Genomic DNA, 10,477 nt, shown 5'->3' on the forward strand with positions numbered 1-10,477 from the left:
ACAGGCGGGCCCGCATCACCCCCCGCCCCCTACTCCCCCGGCCACTCCGGCTTCCGCTTCTCGTTGAACGCCGCCACACCCTCCGCCCGGTCCCCCGAGAACGCCACCGACCGCCAGGCCGCGTCCTCGACCTCAAGGCCGGTGCGCAGATCCAGCCCGTGCCCGAGCCGCAGCGCGCGCTTGGCCGCGCGGAGCCCGACGGGCGAGTTCGCGGCGATGCGGGCGCCCAGGGCGAGCGCCTCCTCGCGATCCCGCCCCGCCTCCACCAGGACGTCCACGAGCCCCAGCTCCGCCGCCTCGGGCGCCTCCAACCGCCGTGCGGTGAAGATGAGTTCGGCCGCCCGGGCCGCACCCACCCGGCGGGGCAGCAGCTGCGTACCGCCACCGCCCGGGATCACACCCACCGACACCTCAGGCAGCCCCACCACGGCCGTGGAGTCGGCCACGATCAGGTCGCAGGACAGGGCGAGTTCGAAACCACCGCCCAGCGCGAAGCCGTGCACGGCGGCGACAGTCGGCATCGGAAGTTCCAGGACGCCGGTGTACGCACCCCGGGCGACCGGCCGCTGCCGTACGAGCTCGGCGTCGGTGAGCGAGTTGCGCTCCTTCAGGTCGGCGCCGACGCAGAAGGCCCGCTCGTGCGAGGAGGTCAGCACGGTGACGCGGACGTCCCGGTCCGCCGCCAGTGCCGTACAGGCCGCGGCGATGGACCCGGCCATGGCGGTGGAGACGGCGTTCATGGCCTTGGGCCGGTCCAGGACGAGTTCCGCGACGTGGTCGTGCCGCCGCACCAGCACGAACTCCCCGAACCGTTCCTCGCTCATGACACCCTCCTGGTTAACGTCGGTTAACAGAACTCGCCCCGATCATCGCACGGCCCTTCCCCGTTCGGGTGACATCCCGCCCAACTCCCGCCGCACCGCCCGGAGAAGCGCATAACGTGCGTCCGCCACACGACAGGGGAGGGATCGTGACGACGACCACGCAGGCGGAGCGGGCCGAGGACACAGCGGACGTAGCGCCACCCGTCCTCCCCCGGGGCCGCCACCGCCGCCCCAGGCCCCGCAAGGTCCTGCTCGCCTTCGGCGGCCTCGCGGTCGCCGCCGGGGTGCTGAGCCTCGTACGGCTGGCGCCCGAGTCGGGGGTCGGCGGGGTGGGCACGGCGGAGGCGGAGCCGAGCCCGGACGTGGACGCGGAGCAGAGCGCCGGGCACCCGGCGAACGCCGCCGCCACGATCAGCGCGGATCCCACGGCGTTCCCCTCGGCACTCCCCTCCGCAACCTCGGTGATGGGCGGCGCGAGCCCGACCCCGACCACGGCTTCCGGCGTCGTACCGACTCCGTACGCGACGGCGGCGCGGGTGCCCGGGGCCACGACCCCGACGACCATCCCCCAGACGACGACGGCGCCGGACACGCCACACCCCCAGGCGCCGGCCGCACGCTCGACGCCGACTCCGACGCCCACGTCCGCACCGACTCCCGCGGCCACGCCCACGCCAACCCCCACCCCGAGCCGCACCGCCAACTCCCCAGCCCCCGCGCCGAGTCGGCCAGGTCTGTGCGTGCCGATCATCGGGCTGTGCGTGGGGGGCCACTGAGGGGCAGCCCCGGACACCCCGTGATCCGGGCTGAGCCACGCCCGCTACTTTCTGAAGCACGGGACGTTCGAGGGCCAGGAGCACGGCGACGGCGACTCGCTGGACGACTGCACCCCCTACGGCTCCGGCAACGCTCTGCAGGACTGGATCGAGGGCAACAGATGAGCACGTCGACGGCATGGCGGGAAACGGACTCCGCACAGCACCCGGCCTGGAGGCAGGTCTTCAACGAGGACTGGGCCGGACCTGACCCCGACAGCTCGTGTCCGGTGTGCGGTGCCCGTGCGCTGCACCGCTGGTATCTGCTAGAGGACAGCGAGGCGAAGGTTTTTCGCGGGGTGCCGTTCAGGGGCCGTGGACGGCTCTGGGAGTGGTGCTCGGTGTGCCGGACCTTCGAGCACTACCCCGACGGCCATGTCCCCGAGTGGTGGATCCCTCCCTACGGCGTCGCACCTGAAGCGCTCCGCCACGACCCGGGACCGATCGAGGAGGCCCGTACGGCCGGATCACGGGGCTGACGTACCGCCCCGGCCCGTCAGCAGCCAAGGCTCCACCACGCCAAGACCCCGCACCGGCCGCTGCCACATCGGCTGGAGTGCGAAGCGGTACGTCGGGGGCTCCTCGCCCTCCTTCTCGGCGGTGGCCGCGGCCTCGGCCGCCTCCGCCTCCGAGGCGGGGGCCTCGCCGCTGCGGATGAGTTCCTCGGCGAAGGCGCTGTCGACGAGGACGGCGTCGCGGGGAGCTATCGAGGTGAGCCGGGAGGCGAGGTTGACCGTCGTGCCGAAGACGTCGCCCATGCGGGTCGTGACCGTGCCGAAGGCCATGCCGACCCGGAGTTCGGGCATGGTCTCGTCATTCGCCATGGTCTCGATCAGGAGCAGGGCGATCTCCGCGGCGACCCCGGCGTCGTCGGCGGAGAACAGGACCTCGTCGCCGAGGGTCTTGATGAGCCGGCCGCCGCGCGCGGCCACCAGGTCGGCGGCGGTGGTCTCGAACGCCTCGACCAGCTCGCCGAGTTCCTCCTCCTCCATGCGGCGGGTCAGCCGCGTGAAGCCCACCAGGTCGGCGAAGCCCACGGCCAGGCGCCGGTCGACCATCTCCTCGTCGTCGCTGGCCTGGACGACCCGGCCGGCCGAGGCGGCGAGCTGGCGCCGCCACACGTAGACGAGGAACTCCTCCAGCTCGGGCAGCAGCAGCTCGATGATCGGGTACGTCACCTCGGTGCGGGACATGCCGGGCTCGGGCGGCTCGGTCAGGCCCTCAAGGAACGAGTCCATCTGCCAGCCCGCCAGCCGCGCGGTGGTCTGCCCGGTGGAGCGGGCCACCTGCACGGCCATCGCCTCGCTCAGCAGCCCCGCCTCGACGAGACCGGCGAGGCGGCGCAGCGCGAGGACGTCCGCCTCGGTGAACGCCTTGGCCTGGCCGACGTCGGCGAAGCCCATGGCGCGCCAGAAACGGGTGGCCAGCTCCATGGAGACACCGGCGGTACGGGCCGCCTGGAACGGGGTGTAGCGGCGCTCCGCGCCCAGGATGAGCCCTTCGAGGCGCAGCGCGAGGGGGTCTTCGCCGGGATCGGCGGCATAGGGGTCGGCCCGGCCACCGGCGGCATCGGGGTCCACCCGGCCGTCCGCGTCCGCGCCGGAGCCCGTGTCGTCGACGGTCACGCCTGCTGCCCTTCCGATCTGCCACGGTCAGGTATCGACCGGGCCCAATGCTACGGCAGGTGTGGGCCAGCTCACTCCGTGAGTCACGCGGACAAAGCGGCCACAAGAGCGGTCGGGGTCACGCGGGGCGCAGGTGCACGATGTCGCCCGCCCCCACGGGCTCCTGCACCCCGTCCTCCGTCGCGAGGACGAGCCGCCCGTCCCCGTCGATCGCGACGGCCTCCCCGGTGATCGACCGGTCCCCGGGCAGCTCGGCCCGTACGACCCGGCCGAGCGTGGCGCAGCCGGCCGCGTAGGTCTCCTGGAGGCCGCTCTCCACCGGGTCGCCGCCCGCCGCGCGCCACTTGTCGTACCAGTGCTCCAGGGACCGCAGAACCGCCCGCAGCAGGGGGTCGCGGTCCGTGGCGACGGCCCCGGCCAGGGCCAGGGAGGCCGCCTGGGGCACGGGCAGCTCGTCCTCGCGGAGGGTGACGTTGATGCCGACGCCGACGATCACGGCGTCGTCCCCGGCGCGCTCGGCGAGGATGCCGCCGGCCTTGCGCTCCTCGCCACCGACAGTCACCAGGAGGTCGTTGGGCCACTTGAGTGCCGTGTCGACGCCGGCCGAGCGGGCCAGGCCGGTGGCGACGGCGACACCGGTGAGCAGCGGGAGCCAGCCCCAGCGGGACACGGGGACGTCGGCGGGCTTCAGGAGGACGGAGAAGAAGAGACCGGAGCGGGCCGGTGCCGTCCACTGCCGGTCGAGGCGTCCGCGCCCGGCGGTCTGTTCCTCGGCGACCAGCACCGCACCCTCGTCGGCGTCCCCCGCGAGTGCCAGGGCGATGAGGTCCGCGTTGGTGGACCCGGTGCGCTGCACGACCTCGATGTCGCAGTAGAGGCCGCCGTTGCCGCCGTCCCGCACCAGGCCCTTGCGCAGCGCGGCGCCGTTGAGCGGTGGACGGTCCAGATCGGACCAACGGCTGCTGTTGTCGTCTGAGGCATCTCGCGGCGTCATGCAAGCCACCCTAGGTGTGTTGTACGCCGCACTGCCGATCGGTAGCCCCACCACTACTCTACGAATGAGTAACCGTCCCCCCTTTTGAGCAGGCAGGGAGCCGTAATCCCGATGTCCGAGCCGGAAGCGCCTCAAGAGATCGACATCCACACCACCGCCGGGAAGATCGCGGATCTTCGGCGCCGCACCCAGGAGGCGACGCACGCGGGCTCGGAGCGCGCGGTCGAAAAACAGCACGCCAAGGGCAAGTTGACGGCCCGTGAGCGGATCGACCTGCTCCTCGACGAGGACTCCTTCGTCGAGTTCGACGAGTTCACCCGGCACCGGTCCACGGACTTCGGCCTGGAGAAGAACCGCCCCTACGGCGACGGTGTCGTCTCCGGCTACGGCACGGTCGACGGCCGCCCCATCGCCGTGTTCTCCCAGGACTTCACGGTCTTCGGCGGCGCTCTCGGCGAGGTCTACGGCCAGAAGATCGTCAAGGTGATGGACTTCGCGCTGAAGACCGGCTGTCCGGTCATCGGCATCAACGACTCCGGCGGCGCCCGCATCCAGGAGGGCGTGGCCTCCCTCGGCGCGTACGGCGAGATCTTCCGCCGCAACACCCACGCGAGCGGCGTGATCCCGCAGATCTCCCTCGTCGTGGGCCCGTGCGCGGGCGGCGCGGTCTACTCCCCCGCGATCACCGACTTCACGGTGATGGTCGACCAGACCTCGCACATGTTCATCACCGGCCCCGACGTCATCAAGACGGTCACCGGCGAGGACGTCGGCTTCGAAGAGCTGGGCGGCGCGCGCACCCACAACTCCGTGTCCGGCGTGGCCCATCACATGGCGGGCGACGAGAAGGACGCGATCGAGTACGTCAAGCAGCTGCTGTCGTACCTCCCGTCTAACAACCTCAGCGAACCCCCCGCGTTCCCCGAGGAGGCGGACCTCGCCGTCACGGACGAGGACCGCGAGCTGGACACCCTGGTCCCGGACAGCGCGAACCAGCCGTACGACATGCACACGGTGATCGAACACGTCCTGGACGACGCCGAGTTCTTCGAGACGCAGGCGCTGTTCGCGCCGAACATCCTCACCGGTTTCGGCCGGGTCGAGGGCCGCCCGGTGGGCATCGTCGCCAACCAGCCGATGCAGTTCGCGGGTTGCCTGGACATCGACGCGTCCGAGAAGGCGGCGCGCTTCGTCCGCACCTGCGACGCGTTCAACGTCCCGGTCCTCACCTTCGTCGACGTCCCCGGGTTCCTCCCGGGCGTCGACCAGGAGCACTACGGCATCATCCGCAGAGGCGCGAAGCTGATCTACGCGTACGCGGAGGCCACGGTCCCGCTCATCACGGTCATCACCCGCAAGGCCTTCGGCGGCGCCTACGACGTCATGGGCTCCAAGCACCTGGGCGCCGACCTCAACCTCGCCTGGCCGACCGCCCAGATCGCCGTCATGGGCGCCCAGGGCGCGGTCAACATCCTGCACCGCCGCACACTCGCCGAGGCGGAGGCCGCCGGCGAGGACCTGGACGCGGTGCGCGCCCGCCTCATCCAGGAGTACGAGGACACCCTCCTCAACCCCTACATCGCGGCCGAGCGCGGCTACATCGACGCGGTCGTCCTCCCCTCCGACACCCGCCGCCACGTGGTCCGGGGCCTGCGCCAACTCCGCACCAAGCGCGAGTCGTTGCCCCCCAAGAAGCACGGCAACATCCCCCTGTAGAGGAGCGGCCTCCATGAACATCAAAGTCGTAAGGGGCAACCCGACCCCGGAGGAGCTGGCCGCCGCACTGGCGGTGGTCAGGGCCCGCGCCGCGGCGGCGACCCCCACACCGCCCGGCGCCCCGAGGCAACGGGACGCGTGGTCGGACCCGTCGAGGATCGCGGGCGCTCGGCTACCCATCCCGGGCCCGAGTGCATGGACCCGCACGTTCTGGCCCGGCTGAGGGGATGCACTTGAGGGGCGCGAGGCTGTGTCGATTTGCGGCTCCGCCGCGTGGGCGCACAGCACCACGATCCCGGGCAAGAATTTAAGTACCCGTACTCAGGCGCCGCCCCCCGCCGAGCCGCACGCTGGTGCCATGCTGTGGTCCGACCCCGAAAACGAGCCTCCCAAAGAACTGCGGGAGACAGAGCTCATGTTGCGGCGGCTCGGAATACTCATGGCACTCGCGATGGTGCTGGCGATGATCGTGATCGGACTGTCGGGCTGAGGTGAGCGGCCGACGCGCCGCCGATACCCTGGCCGTATGACAGATCAGCCGCGCCGCCGCCTCGTGCTCGCCTCTCAATCCCCCGCCCGGCTGGGCCTCCTGCGCCAGGCGGGACTGGACCCCGAGGTGATCGTGAGCGGGGTGGACGAGGACGCCGTGAGCGCCCCCACCCCGGCCGAACTGGCGCGCGCCCTCGCCGAGGCGAAGGCCTCCGTCGTAGCGGCGAAGCCGGAGGTCAAGGGCGCGCTGGTGATCGGCTGCGACTCGGTGCTGGACCTCGACGGCGAGGCCCTCGGCAAGCCCGCCGACGCCGAGGAGGCCACCGCCCGCTGGAAGTCGATGCGCGGCCGGGCCGGCACACTCCAGACCGGGCACTGCGTCTACGACACGACGAGCGGCCGGTATGTGTCGGCGACCGCGTCGACCGTCGTCCGCTTCGGCGAGCCGACCGACGCCGAGATCGCCGCGTACGTCGCCTCGGGCGAACCCCTCTACGTCGCCGGGGCGTTCACGCTCGACGGCCGTTCGGCGCCGTTCATCGAGGGCATCGACGGCGACCACGGCAATGTGATCGGCATCAGCCTGCCGCTCGTTCGCCGGCTGCTGGGCCAACTGGGCGTCGGCATCACGGAGTTGTGGACGCCCCGAGAGGCGTGATCAGGAGGCGCTGGGGGCCGGCGGCGAACTGACCGGCCCCGAACCGCCGCTCTCGCCCTGCTCGGCACTCTTCTCGGCCGGCTCCAGACGGTCGTACGTCATCAGGAGCAGGATCACGAGGCCGAGCACCACCACCATGAACGCGAACGCCGCCTTGCTCAGCATGGCCCAGGCGAACGCGCCCAGCAGTCCGTGCACCACGGCCACGCTGATCAGCAGGATGCGGCCGAGGCCGGCCGGGGCCCGGTCGCGTATCGCGACGAGCAGGGCGACCAGGGCGCACAGGAGGAAGTAGAGGCCGAAGAGGACTCCGCCGATCTTCGAGGAGACGGACATCGCGTCCGGGTCGATACCGGCCAGGGACATGTTCTGGCGGTCGGCGACGATCCCCAGGAACCAGTTCAGCGCGGCCACTCCGAAGGCCTCCACGAAGAGGACGACCGCCAAGATCCATGCCACCGGTCTGCGCACCACCGGCCCCCACCCACTTCCGTTCGGGACACCCCGAACGCTACTAACGGGTAAACCACGGGACAAGGGTTGTGTCAGGGGCAAAGAATCATTGGGCCATTCGTAGGGACTCCACAAAGAAACGGCGTGGCGCGCGGCACGCTCTCACAGAGACCTTGACCACACCGGAGGGCTAGGGTTTTACGGAGGAGTCCTGCGTACCGAGGTGCGACAAGGGATTTCACGGGTCGAGCGGGCCTCGCATCACGCTCCGTGTGGGCAAGCTCACCACAGGGGACGGGTCGATGCGACGTGTCGGCAGTCCCTAAACTCGGCTTGTTTCAAGGAGGGAGCCTCAATCGTGCGCAAGGTGCTCATCGCCAATCGTGGCGAAATCGCTGTCCGCGTTGCCCGGGCCTGCCGGGATGCCGGGATCGCGAGCGTGGCCGTATACGCCGACCCGGACCGGGACGCTCTGCATGTCCGCGCCGCGGATGAGGCGTTCGCCCTGGGCGGTGACACACCGGCGAGCAGCTACCTGGACATCGGCAAGGTCCTGAACGCGGCCCGTGAGTCCGGTGCCGACGCCGTCCACCCCGGCTACGGCTTCCTGTCGGAGAACGCCGAGTTCGCCCAGGCGGTCCTCGACGCGGACCTGATCTGGATCGGCCCGCCCCCGCAGGCCATCCGCGACCTCGGTGACAAGGTCGCCGCCCGGCACATCGCCCAGCGCGCCGGCGCCCCCCTCGTCGCCGGCACCCCCGACCCCGTCTCCGGCTCCGACGAGGTCGTCGCGTTCGCCGAGCAGCACGGCCTGCCCATCGCGATCAAGGCCGCGTTCGGTGGCGGCGGCCGCGGTCTGAAGGTGGCCCGCACGCTGGAAGAGGTTCCCGAGCTGTACGACTCCGCGGTGCGCGAGGCGGTCGCCGCCTTCGGCCGCGGGGAGTGCTTCGTGGAGCGATACCTCGACAAGCCCCGGCACGTGGAGACCCAGTGCCTGGCCGACACCCACGGCAACGTGGTCGTCGTCTCCACGCGTGACTGCTCGCTGCAGCGCCGCCACCAGAAGCTGGTCGAGGAGGCGCCCGCGCCGTTCCTCTCCGAGGCGCAGGTCGCCGAGCTGTACTCCTCCTCGAAGGCGATCCTGAAGGAGGCCGGTTACGTCGGCGCCGGGACCGTGGAGTTCCTCGTCGGCCAGGACGGCACGATCTCCTTCCTGGAGGTCAACACCCGTCTCCAGGTGGAGCACCCGGTCACCGAGGAGGTCGCCGGGATCGACCTGGTGCGGGAGATGTTCCGCATCGCCGACGGCGAGGAACTCGGGTACGGGGATCCCGAACTGCGCGGCCACTCCTTCGAGTTCCGCATCAACGGCGAGGACCCGGGCCGCGGCTTCCTGCCCGCGCCCGGCACCGTCACCACCTTCGCCCCGCCGTCCGGCCCGGGTGTCCGGCTGGACGCCGGTGTCGAGTCCGGCTCGGTGATCGGCCCGGCATGGGACTCGCTGCTGGCCAAGCTGATCGTCACCGGCGCGAGCCGCGAGCAGGCGCTGCAGCGCGCGGCGCGGGCGCTGGAGGAGTTCCGCGTCGAGGGCATGGCCACCGCGATCCCCTTCCACCGCGCGGTCGTCACCGACCCCGCCTTCGCCCCCGAACTCACCGGCTCCGCCGACCCGTTCACGGTCCACACCCGCTGGATCGAGACCGAGTTCGTCAACGACATCAAGCCCTTCGCCGCCCCGACGGACGCCGAGGCGGACGAGGACGCCGACCGCGAGACGATCGTCGTCGAGGTCGGCGGCAAGCGCCTGGAGGTCTCCCTCCCCGTCTCGCTGGGCATGTCGCTGGCCCGCACCGGCCTCGCGGCGGGCGCCAAGCCCAAGCGCCGGGCGGCGAAGAAGTCCGGTCCGGTCGCCTCCGGTGACACCCTCGCCTCGCCGATGCAGGGCACGATCGTCAAGGTCGCGGTCGAGGAGGGCCAAGAGGTCAAGGAGGGCGACCTCATCGTCGTACTCGAAGCGATGAAGATGGAACAGCCGCTGAACGCGCACAAGTCCGGCACGATCAAGGGCCTCGGCGCGGAGGTCGGTGCGTCCCTCACGTCCGGCGCCGCGATCTGCGAGATCAAGGACTGATCCGGCGGTACGTCCAGAGGTGCCCGGCCGACAGGAACAGCCTGTCCGCCGGGCACCTCTGTAATGTGACGGGACGACGCCGTATCGCGCCGAGGAGGGCAGGTGGGACCCGTGGCCGACACAGCCAGGCCGCCGGCGGGGCTGCGTGCCGACGCCCGCCGCAACTACGAGCGGCTGCTCGCCGAGGCGCGCGTGTCCTTCGCCGCGCACGGCACGGACGCGTCCCTGGAGGACGTGGCCCGGCGCGCGGGCGTCGGCATCGGCACGCTGTACCGCCACTTCCCGAACCGGCAGTCCCTGATGAGCGCCGTCTTCGAGGACGCGGTGCGTGAACTCCTCGCGCGCTCAAGGGAGTTGCTGTCCGCGCCGCAGCCGTGTGCGGCCCTGGTGACCTGGCTGCGGGAGATGGTGGCGCACGCGAGTGAGTACCGGGGGCTGGCTCGGGCGTTGATGGCGGTGGGCCAGGACGAGACGTCTGCCCTGGCCCGGTGCAGCAGCCCTATCCGGGAAGCAGGGGGTGCGCTGCTGTCCCGGGCACAGGAGGCGGGTGACGTGCGCGGTGACGTCGAGATCGGCGATCTGCTTCAGCTGACGCATGCGATCGCGTTGGCGGCCGAGGGGAATCCTGGGGACCCTGAACTGGCTGACAGGTTGCTGACGTTGACCTTGCGGGGGTTGAAGCCGTAGTAGTTCGGCTGCGGCTTCGTCGTGGCTGGTCGCGCAGTTCCCCGCGCCCCTAAAAAAACACCGGTCGCCCTGCGTCTTTTAGGGG

Annotated in this window: 12 protein-coding genes; 8 read left to right on the forward strand and 4 right to left on the reverse strand. The window is 71.3% G+C overall.

What is annotated here, in order from left to right:
• Nucleotides 1-29: 29 nt before the first annotated feature.
• On the reverse strand, nt 30-824 hold the full coding sequence (locus tag ACFXC1_RS17300; RefSeq protein WP_381243507.1) for an enoyl-CoA hydratase/isomerase family protein: 795 nt from the start codon (nt 822-824) through the stop codon (nt 30-32).
• 146 nt (nt 825-970) lie between these two features.
• Here ACFXC1_RS17300 and ACFXC1_RS17305 point away from each other — a divergent pair, with 146 nt between their 5' ends.
• Both ACFXC1_RS17305 and ACFXC1_RS17310 read left to right on the forward strand, forming a co-directional pair.
• Nucleotides 971-1,600, forward strand: coding sequence for a hypothetical protein (locus ACFXC1_RS17305; RefSeq protein ID WP_381243509.1), 630 nt, complete (start codon nt 971-973; stop codon nt 1,598-1,600).
• 161 nt (nt 1,601-1,761) lie between these two features.
• Nucleotides 1,762-2,118, forward strand: a complete 357-nt coding sequence (locus ACFXC1_RS17310) for a hypothetical protein (RefSeq protein ID WP_381243511.1) — start codon at nt 1,762-1,764, stop codon at nt 2,116-2,118.
• On the opposite strand, the gene ACFXC1_RS17315 is transcribed toward ACFXC1_RS17310, so the two are convergent.
• Both ACFXC1_RS17315 and ACFXC1_RS17320 read right to left on the reverse strand, forming a co-directional pair.
• Nucleotides 2,107-3,264, reverse strand: a complete 1,158-nt coding sequence (locus ACFXC1_RS17315; RefSeq protein WP_381243513.1) for an adenylate/guanylate cyclase domain-containing protein — start codon at nt 3,262-3,264, stop codon at nt 2,107-2,109. The two genes, ACFXC1_RS17310 and ACFXC1_RS17315, sit on opposite strands and share 12 nt — an antisense overlap.
• 118 nt (nt 3,265-3,382) lie before the next feature.
• Complete coding sequence (locus ACFXC1_RS17320; RefSeq protein WP_381243515.1) at nt 3,383-4,258, reverse strand: biotin--[acetyl-CoA-carboxylase] ligase; 876 nt, start codon at nt 4,256-4,258, stop codon at nt 3,383-3,385.
• A 111-nt stretch (nt 4,259-4,369) separates the two neighbouring features.
• On the opposite strand from ACFXC1_RS17320, the gene ACFXC1_RS17325 reads away from it, so the two are divergent.
• The 4 genes from ACFXC1_RS17325 to ACFXC1_RS17340 all read left to right on the forward strand — a co-directional run bounded on the left by ACFXC1_RS17325 (nt 4,370) and on the right by ACFXC1_RS17340 (nt 7,121).
• Nucleotides 4,370-5,974 (forward strand): acyl-CoA carboxylase subunit beta, encoded by a 1,605-nt coding sequence (locus ACFXC1_RS17325; RefSeq protein ID WP_381243517.1) that lies wholly within the window; start codon nt 4,370-4,372, stop codon nt 5,972-5,974.
• A gap of 13 nt (nt 5,975-5,987) precedes the next feature.
• A complete protein-coding gene (locus ACFXC1_RS17330) occupies nt 5,988-6,197 on the forward strand; it encodes an acyl-CoA carboxylase subunit epsilon (RefSeq protein ID WP_381243519.1) in 210 nt (69 codons plus the stop codon).
• A 135-nt stretch (nt 6,198-6,332) separates the two neighbouring features.
• Nucleotides 6,333-6,464: a morphogenic membrane protein MmpB gene (mmpB, locus tag ACFXC1_RS17335; protein ID WP_381243520.1), complete on the forward strand. Its 132-nt coding sequence runs from the start codon at nt 6,333-6,335 to the stop codon at nt 6,462-6,464.
• A gap of 36 nt (nt 6,465-6,500) precedes the next feature.
• The gene (locus ACFXC1_RS17340; protein WP_381243522.1) at nt 6,501-7,121 is read left to right on the forward strand and encodes a Maf family protein; all 621 of its coding nucleotides are present in this window, start codon (nt 6,501-6,503) and stop codon (nt 7,119-7,121) included.
• On the opposite strand, the gene ACFXC1_RS17345 is transcribed toward ACFXC1_RS17340, so the two are convergent.
• On the reverse strand, nt 7,122-7,580 hold the full coding sequence (locus ACFXC1_RS17345) for a hypothetical protein (RefSeq protein WP_381243524.1): 459 nt from the start codon (nt 7,578-7,580) through the stop codon (nt 7,122-7,124).
• A gap of 352 nt (nt 7,581-7,932) precedes the next feature.
• Here ACFXC1_RS17345 and ACFXC1_RS17350 point away from each other — a divergent pair, with 352 nt between their 5' ends.
• Together ACFXC1_RS17350 and ACFXC1_RS17355 are read left to right on the forward strand one after the other, a co-directional pair.
• Nucleotides 7,933-9,705 carry an acetyl/propionyl/methylcrotonyl-CoA carboxylase subunit alpha gene (locus ACFXC1_RS17350; protein WP_381243526.1) on the forward strand — a complete coding sequence of 591 codons (1,773 nt, stop codon included), beginning with the start codon at nt 7,933-7,935 and terminating at the stop codon, nt 9,703-9,705.
• A 111-nt stretch (nt 9,706-9,816) separates the two neighbouring features.
• The gene (locus ACFXC1_RS17355; RefSeq protein ID WP_381243528.1) at nt 9,817-10,392 is read left to right on the forward strand and encodes a TetR/AcrR family transcriptional regulator; all 576 of its coding nucleotides are present in this window, start codon (nt 9,817-9,819) and stop codon (nt 10,390-10,392) included.
• Nucleotides 10,393-10,477: the final 85 nt, after the last annotated feature.

The organism is Streptomyces hokutonensis, from assembly GCF_042751305.1.
Lineage (GTDB): Bacteria > Actinomycetota > Actinomycetes > Streptomycetales > Streptomycetaceae > Streptomyces > Streptomyces hokutonensis_A.

Bases quoted from the DNA above. Each gene is read 5' to 3' on its own strand.
- ACFXC1_RS17300 (WP_381243507.1), bottom strand. From the start codon at position 824: ATGAGCGAGGAACGGTTCGGGGAGTTCGTGCTGGTGCGGCGGCACGAC.
- ACFXC1_RS17310 (WP_381243511.1), top strand. From the start codon at position 1,762: ATGAGCACGTCGACGGCATGGCGGGAAACGGACTCCGCACAGCACCCG.
- ACFXC1_RS17320 (WP_381243515.1), bottom strand. From the start codon at position 4,258: ATGACGCCGCGAGATGCCTCAGACGACAACAGCAGCCGTTGGTCCGAT.
- ACFXC1_RS17325 (WP_381243517.1), top strand. From the start codon at position 4,370: ATGTCCGAGCCGGAAGCGCCTCAAGAGATCGACATCCACACCACCGCC.
- ACFXC1_RS17330 (WP_381243519.1), top strand. From the start codon at position 5,988: ATGAACATCAAAGTCGTAAGGGGCAACCCGACCCCGGAGGAGCTGGCC.
- mmpB (WP_381243520.1), top strand. From the start codon at position 6,333: ATGCTGTGGTCCGACCCCGAAAACGAGCCTCCCAAAGAACTGCGGGAG.
- ACFXC1_RS17340 (WP_381243522.1), top strand. From the start codon at position 6,501: ATGACAGATCAGCCGCGCCGCCGCCTCGTGCTCGCCTCTCAATCCCCC.